At 73.7% G+C, this 13,849-nt stretch carries 12 protein-coding genes; 5 read left to right on the forward strand and 7 right to left on the reverse strand.

All coding sequences use genetic code 11. The annotated features are described in order from the left end of the window. Positions 1-6: 6 nt before the first annotated feature. Positions 7-2,820 carry an FAD-binding and (Fe-S)-binding domain-containing protein gene (locus ACFYUZ_RS09710; RefSeq protein WP_389307344.1) on the reverse strand — a complete coding sequence of 938 codons (2,814 nt, stop codon included), beginning with the start codon at positions 2,818-2,820 and terminating at the stop codon, positions 7-9. Between the two features lie 51 nt (positions 2,821-2,871). On the opposite strand from ACFYUZ_RS09710, the gene serC reads away from it, so the two are divergent. Then, positions 2,872-3,990 (forward strand): phosphoserine transaminase, encoded by a 1,119-nt coding sequence (gene serC, locus ACFYUZ_RS09715; RefSeq protein ID WP_389307345.1) that lies wholly within the window; start codon positions 2,872-2,874, stop codon positions 3,988-3,990. Between the two features lie 66 nt (positions 3,991-4,056). On the opposite strand, the gene ACFYUZ_RS09720 is transcribed toward serC, so the two are convergent. Then, entirely contained in the window at positions 4,057-5,052 is a 996-nt protein-coding gene (locus ACFYUZ_RS09720; RefSeq protein ID WP_389307347.1) for a WD40 repeat domain-containing protein, read from the reverse strand. 71 nt (positions 5,053-5,123) lie between these two features. On the opposite strand from ACFYUZ_RS09720, the gene ACFYUZ_RS09725 reads away from it, so the two are divergent. Together ACFYUZ_RS09725 and ACFYUZ_RS09730 are read left to right on the forward strand one after the other, a co-directional pair. After that, positions 5,124-5,972, forward strand: a complete 849-nt coding sequence (locus ACFYUZ_RS09725; RefSeq protein WP_389307348.1) for an alpha/beta fold hydrolase — start codon at positions 5,124-5,126, stop codon at positions 5,970-5,972. Positions 5,973-6,032: 60 nt separating this feature from the next. Further along, positions 6,033-6,713, forward strand: coding sequence for a GDSL-type esterase/lipase family protein (locus tag ACFYUZ_RS09730; protein ID WP_389307350.1), 681 nt, complete (start codon positions 6,033-6,035; stop codon positions 6,711-6,713). 4 nt (positions 6,714-6,717) lie between these two features. Here ACFYUZ_RS09730 and ACFYUZ_RS09735 read toward each other — a convergent pair whose 3' ends face one another. Next, positions 6,718-7,122: a carboxymuconolactone decarboxylase family protein gene (locus ACFYUZ_RS09735; RefSeq protein WP_389307763.1), complete on the reverse strand. Its 405-nt coding sequence runs from the start codon at positions 7,120-7,122 to the stop codon at positions 6,718-6,720. 47 nt (positions 7,123-7,169) lie between these two features. Here ACFYUZ_RS09735 and ACFYUZ_RS09740 point away from each other — a divergent pair, with 47 nt between their 5' ends. After that, positions 7,170-7,703, forward strand: coding sequence for a MarR family winged helix-turn-helix transcriptional regulator (locus tag ACFYUZ_RS09740; RefSeq protein ID WP_389307351.1), 534 nt, complete (start codon positions 7,170-7,172; stop codon positions 7,701-7,703). Between the two features lie 40 nt (positions 7,704-7,743). On the opposite strand, the gene ACFYUZ_RS09745 is transcribed toward ACFYUZ_RS09740, so the two are convergent. The 3 genes from ACFYUZ_RS09745 to ACFYUZ_RS09755 form a co-directional block, all read right to left on the reverse strand. Then, positions 7,744-8,733 (reverse strand): aldo/keto reductase, encoded by a 990-nt coding sequence (locus tag ACFYUZ_RS09745; RefSeq protein WP_389307352.1) that lies wholly within the window; start codon positions 8,731-8,733, stop codon positions 7,744-7,746. A gap of 176 nt (positions 8,734-8,909) precedes the next feature. Further along, positions 8,910-9,500, reverse strand: a complete 591-nt coding sequence (gene thpR, locus ACFYUZ_RS09750) for an RNA 2',3'-cyclic phosphodiesterase (protein ID WP_389307353.1) — start codon at positions 9,498-9,500, stop codon at positions 8,910-8,912. Between the two features lie 36 nt (positions 9,501-9,536). After that, positions 9,537-11,813 carry an FG-GAP repeat domain-containing protein gene (locus tag ACFYUZ_RS09755; RefSeq protein ID WP_389307354.1) on the reverse strand — a complete coding sequence of 759 codons (2,277 nt, stop codon included), beginning with the start codon at positions 11,811-11,813 and terminating at the stop codon, positions 9,537-9,539. A gap of 108 nt (positions 11,814-11,921) precedes the next feature. Here ACFYUZ_RS09755 and ACFYUZ_RS09760 point away from each other — a divergent pair, with 108 nt between their 5' ends. Further along, the gene (locus ACFYUZ_RS09760; RefSeq protein WP_389307355.1) at positions 11,922-12,428 is read left to right on the forward strand and encodes a GNAT family N-acetyltransferase; all 507 of its coding nucleotides are present in this window, start codon (positions 11,922-11,924) and stop codon (positions 12,426-12,428) included. 66 nt (positions 12,429-12,494) lie between these two features. Here the strand turns inward: ACFYUZ_RS09760 and ACFYUZ_RS09765 are convergent, their stop codons facing one another. After that, the gene (locus ACFYUZ_RS09765; protein ID WP_389307356.1) at positions 12,495-13,832 is read right to left on the reverse strand and encodes an MFS transporter; all 1,338 of its coding nucleotides are present in this window, start codon (positions 13,830-13,832) and stop codon (positions 12,495-12,497) included. Between the last annotated feature and the right edge of the window lie 17 nt (positions 13,833-13,849).

A 13,849-nucleotide genomic window follows, 5' to 3' on the forward strand; every position in this document is an offset into this window, starting at 1 on the left:
GGCCGGTCAGGCCCTGCCCTGCCCGGCCCGGTCAGGAGCCCCCTCCTCGTCCAGCCCCTCCGCCAGCACCTCCGCCAGATGGCGTCCCCGCGCGTGCGTCAGGTCGCCGATCTGGGTCCTGCACGAGAAGCCGTCCGCCAGGACCGTGGCGCCTTCGGCGGCGCGCAGGGCCGGCAGGAGCTGGTCCTGCGCGCACGCGACCGACACCTCGTAGTGGCCCGGTTCGAAGCCGAAGTTCCCCGCCAGGCCGCAGCAGCCGCCCGCGAGGTCGCCCGTCAGGCCCGCCCGCTCCCGCAGGCGGCGGTCCGCCGCGTCGCCCAGGACGGCGTGCTGGTGGCAGTGGGTCTGGCCGGTGACCGGCCGGTCGAGGCGGGGCGGGGCCCAGTCGGGGGCCAGTTCCTCCAGGGCCTCCGCGAAGGTGCGGACCGCCCCCGCGAGCCGCGCCGCGCGGGGGTCGTCCGGCAGCAGTTCCGGCAGGTCGGTGCGGAGGGTCGCCGCGCAGGAGGGTTCGAGGACGACGACGGGGCGGGCGGGACCACCGGCCCCGTCGGCCCCCGTCGCCTCCCCCATCACGTCGAGCGTCCGCCGCATCACCTTCCGCGCCGCACCCAGCTGCCCCGTCGACACGTACGTCAGCCCGCAGCAGACCCGGCCCGGCGGCAGGTCCACGCCGAGGCCCGCGTCCTCCAGGACGCGGACGGCGGCCTCGCCGACCCGGGGCGCCAGGTGGTTCGTGAAGGTGTCCGGCCACAGGGTGAGGGACGGCGGGCGGGTCGAGGCGCGCTGGGCGAACCAGTACGCGAAGGACCGCTCCGCCACCCTCGGCATCGTCCGCTCCGGCGTCACCCCCGCGAGCCGCGCCGCGAACGGCAGCGCCATCGCCGCGTTCAGCCCCCTCCCGAAGTGCGCCAGCCACCCCGGCAGACGGCCCATCGTCCAGTGCGAGCGCGGCCGGCGCAGCAGCCCGACGGGGCCCGCGTAGTGCCGGTCGAGGAACTCCGCCTTGTACGCGGCCATGTCGACGCCCACCGGGCAGTCGCTGCGGCAGCCCTTGCAGGACAGGCACAGGTCGAGGGCCTCCCTCACCTCCTCCGAGCGCCAGCCGTCGGTGATCACCTCGCCGAGCGCCATCTCGTGCAGGAGCCGCGCCCGGCCCCGGGTGGAGTGCCGCTCCTCCCCCGTCGCCCGGTACGAGGGGCACATCACGCCCGGTCCCGTGCTCGGCCCGTCCACCCGGCACTTGGCCACTCCGACGCACCGGGCGGCGGCCCGGCCCACGCCCACCACCGGCAGCCCCTCGAAGCGCAGCCCCTCGTCGAGCCGGCGGGGCCGCACCAGCGTCCCCGGGTTGAGGCCCCCGTCCGGGTCCCACACGTCCTTGACCGCGCCGAAGAGGCCGACCAGTTCCTCGCCGTACATCCTGGGCAGCAGTTCGGCCCGCGCCTGCCCGTCGCCGTGCTCGCCGGAGAGCGAGCCGCCGTGGGCGACCACGAGGTCGGCGACCGCCTCCGAGAACCGGCGGAAGTCCCGTACGCCCTTCCCCGTCCACAGGTCGAAGTCGATCCGCACGTGCACGCACCCGTCCCCGAAGTGCCCGTACGGGACTCCCCGGAGCCCGAAGTCGGCCAGCAGGGCGCGGAACTCGCGGAGGTACGCGCCGAGCCGCGCCGGCGGCACCGCGCAGTCCTCCCAGCCCGGCCAGGCGTCCCCGCCCCCCGGCATCCGGGTCGCCGTCCCCGCCGCGTCCTCCCGGATCCGCCACAGCGCCCGCTGCCCGGCCGCCTCCCGCACCACGGCCGCGTCGACGGCGTCCGCCGCCCGGACCAGCGATCGCGCCGCCGCCTCCCCGTCCACCTCGCAGAACAGCCACGCCCCGCCCTCGGGAAGCCCGGTGGCCCCTCGTACGAGATCGGCCGCCATGCCCTCCACGGTCAGGGGGCCGTGCCGGAGCAGCCCGGCGGCCGCGTCCGCCGCCGCGCTCTCGTCGGCGTACCCGAGGACGACGAGGACCGGCTCGGCGGGCAGCGGGACCAGTGCCACCGTCGCCTCCGTCACCACCCCGAGCGTGCCCTCGCTGCCGCAGAAGGAGCGGGCCACGTCCACGCCCCGCTCGGGGAGCAGCGCGTCGAGGGCGTAGCCGGAGATCCGGCGCGGCAGACCGGCCGGGTAGCCGGTCCGGAGGAGGGCGAGGTGGCGGTCGACGAGGTCGAGGAGTCCGTCGGGCGCGCCCCGCCCACCCCTCCCCAACGTCAACTTCTCACCCCGGTACGTCACCACTTCGAGCGAGCGCACGTTGTCCGCCGTGGTCCCCCAGGCGACCGAGTGCGCCCCGCACGCGTTGTTGCCGATCATGCCGCCGAGGGTGCAGCGGCTGTGCGTGGACGGGTCGGGGCCGAAGGTCAGCCCGTACGGGCGGGCCGCGGCCCGCAGCCGGTCGAGGACGAGCCCCGGCCGGACGACGGCCGTCCGTTCCTGGGGGTCCAGCGAGACGATCCCGCCCATGTGCCGTGTGAGGTCGAGCACGACGCCGGTGCCGGTCGCCTGGCCTCCGATCGAGGTCCCGGCACCCCGTGCGACGACCGGCGTGACGCCGTGCGCGCGGCACGCCTCCAGGGCGGCCACGACGTCGGCTGCGTCGCGCGGAGCGACCGTACCGGCAGGAACGCGGCGGTAGTTGGAGGCGTCCATCGTCGCGAGGGCCCGGGCGGCGACGGAGAAGTCGACCTCTCCGGCGACGGCGGTACGCAGGTCGGCGGCGAGTCCGGACGGGTCTTCCTCGTGTCTTCCCACAACGCCAGGATGTCCCACTCCTCGTCTCATCGGGCGGACATCCGACGACCGGCGCCTCCGCGACCCGATACTCTCCGCCTCGTGGCTGAGATCCAGATTCCCGCTGACATCAAGCCCGCCGACGGCCGTTTCGGCGCGGGCCCCTCCAAGGTGCGTACGGAGGCGCTGGACGCCCTGGCCGCCACCGGCACCTCCCTCCTCGGCACGTCCCACCGCCAGGCTCCGGTCAAGAACCTGGTCGGCGAGGTGCGTGCCGGCATCTCCGACCTCTTCTCGCTGCCCGAGGGCTACGAGGTGATCCTGGGCAACGGCGGCTCCACCGCCTTCTGGGACGTCGCGACCCACGGCCTCATCGAGAACAAGTCGCAGCACCTCACCTTCGGCGAGTTCTCCTCCAAGTTCGCGAAGGCCGCCAAGCTGGCTCCCTGGCTTGCCGAGCCGACCGTGATCTCCTCCGACCCGGGCACCCACCCGGAGCCGGTGGCCGAGGCGGGCGTCGACGTCTACGCGTACACGCACAACGAGACCTCCACCGGTGTCGCCGCCCCGATCGAGCGGGTCGCCGGCGCCGACGAGGGCGCGCTCGTCCTGGTCGACGCGACCTCGGGCGCGGGCGGCCTCCCGGTCGACATCACCGAGACGGACGTCTACTACTTCGCCCCGCAGAAGTCCTTCGCCGCCGAGGGCGGCCTGTGGCTCGCGGCCTTCTCCCCGGCCGCCCTGGAGCGGGCGCGGAAGGTCCACGGCTCGGGCCGGCACGTCCCCGAGTTCTTCTCCCTGCCGACGGCGATCGACAACTCGCTGAAGAACCAGACGTACAACACCCCGGCGCTGTCGACCCTCTTCCTGCTCAACGAGCAGCTGAAGTGGATCAACGGCCAGGGCGGTCTGGACTGGGCGGTGGCCCGTACGAAGGAGTCCTCGGACGCCCTGTACACCTGGGCCGAGGAGTCGAAGCACGCGACGCCGTTCGTCACCGACCCGGCGAAGCGCTCGCAGGTCATCGGCACGATCGACTTCGCGGACGAGATCGACGCGGCGGCGGTCGCGAAGGTGCTGCGCGCCAACGGCATCGTGGACACCGAGCCGTACCGCAAGCTGGGCCGCAACCAGCTGCGGATCGCGATGTTCCCGGCGATCGACCCGGCGGACGTGCGGGCCCTGACCGCCTGCATCGACTACGTCATCGAGAAGCTCTGACCCCTGGTCACATGGAGGGCCCGGCGCGGGACGCACCCGGCGCCGGGCCCTTCGGCGTCTCCTCGGCTACCCCTTGCGGAGCAGGCGCTTGACGCCGAGGACGAGGACGGTGGCGCCCGCGAGGACGAGGAAGCCGGTGGTGGCGCTCCCCTGGTCGCCCCGGCCGCTCCGGTCCTGCCCCGTCGGGGAGTTCGCCGCCCCCGGCGTCCGGGAGGCCGGCGGGTCCGAGGGCTCCGGCGCCCCCTCCCGCTCGACGCGCACCACCCGGCTGCCCCGGCCCTCGGAACCGAACATGAAGGCCGAGCCGTCCGGGGTGTACGTCACCGACTCGGCCTGGCCCTGGAAGGGGGCGCCGATCGCCGTGCCCCCGTCGCCGAGGCGGCCGTCCTTCCAGGCGTACTCCTTCGCCATGAAGTAGCCGCGCAGGACGAGCCGGTCGCCGTCCGGGGAGAAGGCGCCGTCCGTCACCCAGGGCACCTCGCCGACGCGCCGGAAGACGTTCGTGCCGGACGGGGAGAGCCGCTCGGGGCCCGCGTACAGGCCGCCGCCGTCCTCGTTCTTGCTAGCGATGTACACCCGGCCGGTCTTCGGATGGACCATCAGGGCCTCGGCGTTGCGGGGCCCGTCGGCGTACTTCACGACGTACTGCCTCGCCCGGACGGTCTGGTCCCTCAGGGTCTTCGGCTCGGGGAAGCGGTAGATCCAGACGTGGTCCCAGGAGCCGTCGAGGTTGTCGCCGATGTCGCCGACGTAGATGTCGCCGTCCGGGCCGACGGCGATCGCCTCCATGTCGCGGGGGGTGCCGACGCCCGCCATGGTGAGGGTCGCGACGGTCTTCCCCGTACGGGAGTCGATGCCGTAGATCAGGGGCGCGTCCTGGTCGTTGTGCGTCCAGTAGATCCCGGGGTGTGCCCGGCTCGCGGCGAGGCCGCTGGACTCGGTGATCCGGGCGTCCTCGATCGTGAAGTCCCGGTCGGGTTCCTGCCCTTGGGCACGGGCATGGCCGGCCGGGAGCAGCGCGAGGGCGGCGGCCGCGCCGAGGGCGCACAGAGCAGATCGCATGGGATCAAGCGTGCCATGACGGCACGGAAACCGGATTGACCAGCGTCGGAGCCCCTGTCATGGTCGCGCCCATGCCTACCTTCCCCGCTCCCGACGGCACCCTGCTCGCGTACCACGCGTCCGGTTCCGGTGCCCCGCTGGTCTGTCTGCCCGGCGGTCCCATGCAGGACTCCGCCTACCTCGGCGGCCTCGGCGGGCTCGACGCCCACCGCACCCTGATCCGGCTCGACCTGCGGGGCACCGGCGCCTCGGCGGTGCCGGAGGACCCGGCCTCGTACCGCTGCGACCGGCAGGTCGCGGACGTCGAGGCGCTGCGCGCGCACCTCGGGCTCGACACGATCGACCTCCTCGGCCACTCGGCGGGCGCGAACCTGGCCGCGCTGTACACGGCCCGGCACCCGGAGCGGGTGGCCCGGCTCGTCCTCCTCACGCCGGGCACGGCGGCCGTCGGGCTCGACACGAGCGGGGAGGAGCGGCTCGCGGCGGCACGGCGGCCGTGGCGCGAGGGGAAGCCGTGGTTCGGTGCCGCGTACGCGGCCCTGGAGGAGCTGGCGGCGGGGCGCGGCTCGGCGGAGACCTTCCAGGCGGTGGCGCCGTTCTTCCACGGCACCTGGGACGAGGCGGCGCGGGAGCGGCACGCCGAGAGCCACCGGCGGCGGAACGGGGAGGCCGCGGGGGCCTACGCGAGCGAGGGCGCCTTCGAACCGGGGGCCACGCGCGCGGTGTTCGCGGAGTTCGGCCGTCCGGTGCTCGTCGTCGCCGGGGAGGGCGACGCGAACACGCCGGTGCCGACGGCCACGGCGTACGCGGAGCTGTTCCCGGAGGCGGAGCTCGCGGTCCTGGCGGGGGCGGGGCACTTCCCGTGGCACGACGACGCGGAGTGGGTCGCGGGGACGGTGGACGGGTTCCTGAAGCGCTGACGTGCGTCCGTGTCCCGGATCACGTCGCAGGTCCGGGACACGGTCCGCGATGATATGAACATGCGTTTTCTGTTCGTCGGCGACAGCATGACCATCGGACGCGCCGGCGACTGGACCTGGCGTTACCGCATGTGGGAGCACCTGGAGGCGACGCTCCCGGGCGGGTACGAGATCGTCGGTCCGCGCTCCGGTCTGTACGACCCCGCCGCCGACGCCCCGTCGTCGGCGGCGTACCCCGATCCCGCGTTCCCCGCCGGGGCCCGGCGTCATCTAGCGGGCTGGGGCGAGGGCTGGCTGCACATGGCGCCCGTGATCGGCGAGACGGTCGCGGCCACGGGGGCGGACGTGCTGCTGATCTCCCTGGGCCTGATCGACCTGGGCTTCTACACGAACAGCGACCAGACGGAGGAGAACGTCCGGGCGTTCGTGGCGGCGGCGCGGGCCGCGAACCCGCGTGTCCGGGCCGTCCTCCTGCCGGTCATCCCCAACGTCCGCGCCGGGTACGACGCGCCGTTCGCCGCCGAGTGCGCCCGCTTCAACGAGCTCCTCGCCAAGGCGGTCGCCGATCTGGACACGGCCGCCTCGCCGCTGCTGCTCGCGACGGTTCCGGAGTCGTACGACCTCGGGGCCGACACGTATGACGGCACCCACCCGGGCCCGAGCGGCGAGCGCAAGCTGGCGGCGGCGTTCGCCGACGCGATGCACCAGGCGTGGGGCCTGGGCGGCCCGTACGGCTCCTGAGGGGTCAGGCGGCGCGGGTGAGGCGGTTGGCGAAGGTCGACACCGTGTACGTGCCGATGCCGAGGACGACCTCCAGGGCGTTGCGGCGGGTGTAGCCGGCCTTCTCGAAGGCGGCGAGGTCCTCGTCGCTCACCGCGCCGGAGGAGGCGAGGACCCGGAGGGTGAAGGTCCGGACGGCGGCGAGGCGTTCGGCGTCGGGGGCCGGTCCGAGGGCGGCCGCCTTCGCCTCGTGCATGTCGACGCAGAGGTGGCACTGGTTGCGTTCGGCGACGGTCAGGATGACGGTCTCGCGGGAGTGCGGGTCGAGGGTGGTGGACTCGAAGATCGCGCTGAGCTTGAGGAAGCCGTCGAGGGTCTCCGGGGAGGTCTCCTTGAGGAGGGCGACGGCGGCGGCGGTGCGGGCGGACATGTCGAGCGGTGCGGACAAGGCGGTTCCCCCAGACTAGAATGGACAACATGGTTGACCATGTCGCTGGAGAAAACGTAAACCAGGTTGTCGATAAGGGCAAGGGAGTTCCCGTGCACGACACTCCCGGGTACGAGCTGCCCCTGCTCCTCTTCGGCGGCTTCCGCACCCTCATCGACCGGCTCCACGCCCGCCTCGCCGACGAGGGCCACCCCGACATGCGCCCCGCCCACGGCTTCGCCATGCAGGCCGTCGGGGTCCACGGCGCCACCGCCAGCGACATCGGGCGGCGCCTCGGCGTCTCCAAGCAGGCCGCCGGCAAGACCGTCGACCGGCTGCTCGCCCTCGGCTACGCCGAGCGCACCGACGACCCCGAGGACGCCCGCCGCAAACTCGTCCGGCTCACCCCGCGCGGGTACGACGCCCTCGCCCGCTCCGCCGCGATCTTCGACGACCTGCGGGCGGAGTGGATCGCCGCCCTCGGCGCGGACCGCGTCCGGGACGTGGAGGCGGCCCTGCGGAACGTCGTCCCCGCCGAGACGGCGTTCCGCCTGGACGCCACGAGCTGGCTGGGAACCCCTTAGGGGCCCGTTAGGGGGCCCTAAGGGGCCCCTAAGGAGGAGGTCACCAGGCGAAGGCCTCCGGGGACGGTCCCGGCCCCGGGAAGATCTCGTCGAGCCCGGCCAGCACCTCCTCGCCCAGCTCAAGCTCCAGCGCGGCCAGCGCGCCCGCCAGCTGCTCCGGGGTGCGGGGGCCGACGATCGGGCCGGTCACGCCGGGCCGGGTCAGCAGCCACGCCAGGGCCACCTCGCCGGGCCGCAGGCCGTGCTTGTCGAGCAGGTCCTCGTACGCCTGGAGCTGCGCCCGCTTCGCCGGGTCGGCCAGCGTGGCCGCCGCGCGCCCCTCCGTGCGCCGCTTGCCCTCGGTCTCCTTCCTCAGGACCCCGCCGAGCAGACCGCCGTGCAGCGGCGACCAGGGGATGACCCCGAGGCCGTACTCCTGCGCGGCCGGGATCACCTCCATCTCGGCGCGCCGCTCGAAGAGGTTGTAGAGGCACTGCTCGCTGACGAGCCCGACCGAGCCCCGCCGGGCGGCCGCCTCGTTGGCCTGGGCGATCTTGTACCCGGGGAAGTTCGAGGAGCCCGCGTACAGCACCTTGCCCTGCTGGACGAGGACGTCGATCGCCTGCCAGATCTCCTCGAAGGGGGTCGCGCGGTCGACGTGGTGGAACTGGTAGACGTCGATGTAGTCGGTGCCCAGCCGCTTGAGGCTGGCCTCCACGGCCCTGCGGATGTTGAGCGCCGACAGCTTGTCGTGATTGGGCCAGGCCTCGCCGTCCGGGCCCATGTTCCCGTACACCTTGGTGGCGAGGACCGTACGGTCACGGCGGCCGTCGCCCTTGGCGAACCAGGAGCCGATGATCGACTCCGTCCGCCCCTTGTTCTCCGCCCACCCGTAGACGTTCGCGGTGTCGAAGAAGTTGAGCCCCGCGTCGAGGGCGGCGTCCATGATGGCGTGACTGGTGGCTTCGTCCGTCTGCGGTCCGAAGTTCATCGTCCCGAGGACGAGTCGGCTGACCTTGAGTCCGGTGCGTCCGAGCTGCGTGTACTCCATGGTCGCCAAGCCAACTGCTTCGAGCGCACTCGAAGCAAGGCCCTTCCCACGGCGTGGCAGGGGCCGGCCACCGGGGGCTACTGACCGACCAGCGACGACACCGCGATGATCGCGAACATCAGGACGAGGGCACCGGCCATGATCAGGTTTCGAGTCTTCGGATCCACCCGTCGAGGTTAACCCGCGCCCTCCCCGCCCCCGCCCCCGGCCAGGGGCCAGCGGTCCACCGTCTCGTACCGGGGCTGCTCCCCCGGCACCCCGCGCACCGGCAGGTTCGACCGGACCAGGACCAGCTCGCCGACCTGCCACCGCCCGCCCTCGAAGCCGGTGAGCTCGTCGAGGAAGGGGCGCAGCCCCGCCCCCTCCCCACGGGCCCGGGCGACCGTCAGATGGGCCTGGTAGCGGCGGTGCTCCTCCATCGGGACCCCGGCGCGGCGGGCGGCGGCGTCGGCGCGCTCGGCGAGCAGCCGCAGCTCGTCCAGGTCCCCGGCGGCGCCGGCCCACAGCGCCCGCCGCCCGAAGTGCCCGCCGCCGTGCAGCCGCAGCGGGAACGGCGGCGTGCGGTGCGCGGCCCGCGCGAGCCGCGCCCGCAGCTCGGGCAGCAGCTCCTCGTCGACCTCCCCCATGAAGGCCAGGGTGAAGTGCCACCCCGGCCGCGGGGTCCAGCGGAGCCCGTCCGCGCCGGGCAGCCCGCGCAGCCGGTCGACGACGTGTCCGAGCTCGTCCAGCCGCTCCGGGGGCGGCACGACGGCGGCGAAGAGCCTCATGGGGAGAGTCTGACAGGAGACGGCCCGTCGGTCCGCTCAGGAGACCTGGTCGTACACCGCCCCCGTGATGTCCGTCCCGGCACCCGCCCGGGTCGTCACCCGGCCCTTGAACGGGACCTTCCAGTCCCCCGTACCGGCGTAGAAGTACGCGGCGCCGGCCGCCGTCCGGGCGTACAGGTCGGGGCGGCCGTCCTTGTCGCCGTCACCGATGCCGACCACGTCCGCGTACACGCCCCAGCCGCCGCCGATCCGCGTCCGGGCCGCGAAGGTGCCGTCACCCCTCCCGAGGTACAGCCACAGCACCCCGCCCTTGTCACGGGCGACCAGATCACCGGCCGGACCACCGCCGATGTTCCCCGCGGCCGTGATCTGGTTGTAGATCCCCCACCCGAAACCGGTCTTCTTCCGCGGGGCGAACGGAGCCGTCGTGGAGCCGGTCCCCTGGTGGAGGTACAGGCCGCCTGCCCTGTCGACGCCGACCAGGTCCGCCCGTCCGTCGCCCGTCAGGTCGCTGCCGCCGGTGAACCGGGTGTACGTGTTCCAGCCGCCGCCGATCCGCACGCGGGACTCGAAGCCGACGCGCGAGGCGCTGCCCGTGCCCCGATGGAGCCAGAGGACCCCGTCGCGGTCGCGGGCGACCAGGTCGGCGGCGTTCCCGCCGGCGACGTCGCCGACGGACTCGATCCGGTCGTAGACGTTCCAGCCGGGCTGGCCGGAGGAGCGGTCCGGCAGGGCGACGAGCCGTCCCGTCGCGTCGTCCCAGCGCGTGAACTCCTTCACGAGGTGGCCGCTCCTGCTCCGCACGACCAGGTCCGGAGCCCCGTTGTCGTCGTAGTCGTGCGGCTCGGGGGCGCGGACCACGGTGAAGGTGCCGGAGGTCGTGACCGACGGCATCCCGTTCCAGGGCCTGGCGGTGACCTTCCACTCGTACGCGCCGTTGGGGGCGGACTTCGGCATCTGCTCGACGCCGTCCGTCACCTCGCCGGCCCAGTCGAACCCGAGGGAGCCGTCGGGGTACGCCCCGGAGCCGGACGCGGGCTTGACGGTCGTGCGGAACGTCTCCTCCGTCGCCCCGCTCCTCAGCTCCACGGTGAGGTCCGCCTTCGCCGTGGAGAACTTCCAGCTCAGACGGGCCCTGGGGACGCCGTCCAGCCTGACGGTGGCCGGGGCGCCTCCGACGTACGCCAGGGGGGCCGCCCCGTCGTCCGGCCGGCCGGTGGAGGCGATCAGCTCGGCCGCGGGCCGCCCGTCCGCGCCGACCGCCACCCGGTAGACGCCCGCGCCGTCGGCGGCGGTGACGCCGAGGACGAGCAGGGTGCCGCCGGGGCCCTTGACGGCGTGCGTGGCGTGGTCGAGGAGCTCGACGGTCGACCCGTCCTTCAGGGAGCGGGCGGAGAACGCGTGCCAGGGAGTGGCGTTCCCGGTGGTGGCCCCCCACGCGAACCAGTCGCCGAGGAGACCGCCGGTGATCTCCGCCCCGTCGTCGGGGCCGAGGGGAGTGCGCACGACCTCGCTCCGCCCGCGTACCGCCGTGGCGAGGACCAGCTTGTCGTCCGTCCGCTCCGTCCAGCCCACATGGGTCGGAGAGAGGAAGGAGTGCCTCTTCACGTACGGCTTCGGCCAGCCGGGCTCCGGGGCGAGCTGGTACCCGCCGGTCTCCCGCCCGCCGACCAGGTCGACGACCACGTCGCGGTCGTCGTTCCGCGCGACCGCCGCGTCGGGCAGGGTGTCGGCCATCCACTCGGGCTCGTAGTAGGCGTCGCCCACCGTGCGGACGGTCGGCGTCCCGCCGGCGACGTCGATCAGTTTGAGCGACTGCTCGCCGCTGACCAGGAGCGTCGACCCCACCACGGCGTCGAGGCGCACGTACTCCTCCGGGCGCTGCGACAGGGCGAGGGTGACGGGGGCGGCGCCCGTCGCCATGTCGTACATCCGCACGGTCGTGGTGTAGATCTCCTCGCCCCCGGGCTGAGCCACCTCGCGCGCGACCACGACGATGTCCGAGCCGGGACCGGAGCCGTACACCAGCTCGCCCTGGCTCTTCTCGATGACCTTCGACACCCCGTCGGCGTACCGGGTCCAGCGCGTCGTGCCGGCGTCGTCCCGCGACAGGAAGCCGGTCGTCCCGGCGCTGAGCAGCGTGCCGCCCGAGGCCAGGAACGGGACCTGGACGGCCGCCGCGACGGCCTGGGACGCGGCCGCGGGCGTGACGGGCGCGGCGGCGGCCGGGACCGTGGGCGAGACGGCCGTCACGGCGGTGAGCACGACGCCGACCGAGATCGCCAGGCGCCGACGGTACAGACCGGTACGCAAGATGTCTTCCTCCCCCAACCGGTGTGTTCCACCCCTGTGACCCGCGACCGGATCGAAGGGTTGTACGACTCGCGGAACCCCGGCAGGGCACCCTCTAGCCTCGGGCGCATGGAGATCACCATCAGGAAGGGCGGGGCGGAGGACCTCCCCGCGATACTCGCGATACTCGACAGCGCCGTGGTGTGGCTCAACGGCAAGGGGATCACCGCCCAGTGGGGCACGGAGTCGTTCTCCGGGCGGCCGAAGGCGGTGGAGCAGGTCGAGCGGACGATGTCCGAGGGCGACCCGTGGCTCGTGGAGATCGACGGCGTCCCGGCGGGCACGATGACGCTGACGCCGCACCCCGGCCAGTACATCGAGCCGGCCGACGAGCCGGAGGTGTACGTCCGCCTGCTGGCGACGGACGCCCGCTTCCACGGCCACGGGGTGGGAGCGGCCCTCCTGAGGCACGCGGAGGCGGAGACCCTCCGGCAGGGAGTCTCGCTCCTGCGCGTGGACTGCTTCGCGGGCGGCGAGGGCCGCCTGATCGAGTACTACGAGGGGCAGGGCTTCACCCGCACCACCGCGTTCGAGGTCGGCGACTGGCCGGGCCAGGTGCTGGAACGGCGGGTCTGACGACGGCGGGAGGCCCCGGCCCCGGCGCGCGCCGTGCCCGCGCCGGGACCCCCGTCCGTCCGGGGCCTACGCCGCCGTCGCCAGCCGCTCCCGCGACACGAACCGCACCTGCGGGTGGCCCCGGTGCCAGCCCATGGCGACCTTGAGGCCGCCGACCCGGGCCAGGACCAGCCCCACGAGGACCGCCGCGGCGAGCGAGATCAGACCGCCCGTGGCGAAGCCGACGCGGGCGCCGTACGTGTCGGTGACCCAGCCGAGCAGCGGGGCCCCGATCGGCGTCCCGCCGGCGAAGACCATCATGTAGAGGCTCATGACCCGTCCCCGCATGGCGGGGTCGGTGGCCATCTGGACGGCCGAGTTCGCGGTGATGTTCACCGTGAGGCCGAGCAGGCCGATCGGCACGAGCAGCAGCGCGAACAGCCAGAAGGCGGGCGACAGGGCCGCCGCGACCTCCAGGACGCCGAAGACCCCCGCCGCGATGACCAGCATCCGCAGGCGGGTCGAGCCGCGGCGGGCCGCGGCGAGGGCGCCCACGAGGGAGCCGGCCGCCATCAGGGTGTTGAGGAAGCCGTACGCGCCGGCGCCGACGTGGAAGACGTCGCCGGAGAAGGCGGTGAGCCAGATCGGGAAGTTGAAGCCGAAGGTCCCGATGAAGCCGACGAGGACGATCGGCCAGATCAGATCGGGCCGCCCCGCCACGTACCGCAGCCCCTCGCGCAGCTGCCCCTTGCCGCGCGGGGCGCGCTCCACCTTGTGGAGCTCGCTCGTCCGCATGAGCAGGAGGCTCGCGAGCGGGGCGAGGAAGGAGAGGCCGTTGAGCAGGAAGGCCCATCCGCTGCCGACGCCGGCGATGAGGGCACCGGCGACGGCGGGGCCGACGAGCCGGGCGGACTGGAAGTTCGCCGAGTTCAGGGAGACGGCGTTGCGGAGCTGTCCGGGGCCGACCATCTCGGAGACGAAGGTCTGCCGGGCCGGGTTGTCGACGACCGTCACCATGCCGAGGAGGAAGGCGATCAGGTAGACGTGCCAGACCTGGATGTGGCCCGAGAGGGTGAGGACGGCGAGCGCGAGGCCGCAGAGCCCGAGGGCGGCCTGGCTGACGAGGAGCAGGCGCCGTTTCGGGTAGCGGTCGGCGATGACACCGCCGTACAGCCCGAAGAGCAGCATCGGCAGGAACTGGAGGGCCGTCGTGACGCCGACGGCGGCGGCCGAGCCGGTGAGGCTCAGGACCAGCCAGTCCTGGGTGATCCGGGCCATCCACGTACCGGTGTTGGAGACGATCGCTCCGGTGAAGAACAGCCGGTAGTTCCGGATCCCGAGCGAGGAGAAGGTTCCTCCCCGCCCGCGGGTGTCGAGGGTGGGTTTATGGACGGGTGCGGAGTCTGCTCCGGGTCCCGTACTCAAAGTGCGTCGCCTCCTTG

The organism is Streptomyces sp. NPDC004266 (genome assembly GCF_042874095.1).
Taxonomy (GTDB): Bacteria; Actinomycetota; Actinomycetes; order Streptomycetales; family Streptomycetaceae; genus Streptomyces.

What these genes read in the sequence shown, in the direction of transcription:
- ACFYUZ_RS09710 (WP_389307344.1), bottom strand. Translation starts at nt 2,820, where the DNA reads ATGAGACGAGGAGTGGGACATCCTGGCGTTGTGGGAAGACACGAGGAA.
- ACFYUZ_RS09740 (WP_389307351.1), top strand. Translation starts at nt 7,170, where the DNA reads ATGGTTGACCATGTCGCTGGAGAAAACGTAAACCAGGTTGTCGATAAG.
- ACFYUZ_RS09760 (WP_389307355.1), top strand. Translation starts at nt 11,922, where the DNA reads ATGGAGATCACCATCAGGAAGGGCGGGGCGGAGGACCTCCCCGCGATA.
- ACFYUZ_RS09725 (WP_389307348.1), top strand. Translation starts at nt 5,124, where the DNA reads ATGCCTACCTTCCCCGCTCCCGACGGCACCCTGCTCGCGTACCACGCG.
- ACFYUZ_RS09720 (WP_389307347.1), bottom strand. Translation starts at nt 5,052, where the DNA reads ATGCGATCTGCTCTGTGCGCCCTCGGCGCGGCCGCCGCCCTCGCGCTG.
- ACFYUZ_RS09735 (WP_389307763.1), bottom strand. Translation starts at nt 7,122, where the DNA reads ATGTCCGCCCGCACCGCCGCCGCCGTCGCCCTCCTCAAGGAGACCTCC.
- thpR (WP_389307353.1), bottom strand. Translation starts at nt 9,500, where the DNA reads ATGAGGCTCTTCGCCGCCGTCGTGCCGCCCCCGGAGCGGCTGGACGAG.
- ACFYUZ_RS09745 (WP_389307352.1), bottom strand. Translation starts at nt 8,733, where the DNA reads ATGGAGTACACGCAGCTCGGACGCACCGGACTCAAGGTCAGCCGACTC.
- ACFYUZ_RS09730 (WP_389307350.1), top strand. Translation starts at nt 6,033, where the DNA reads ATGCGTTTTCTGTTCGTCGGCGACAGCATGACCATCGGACGCGCCGGC.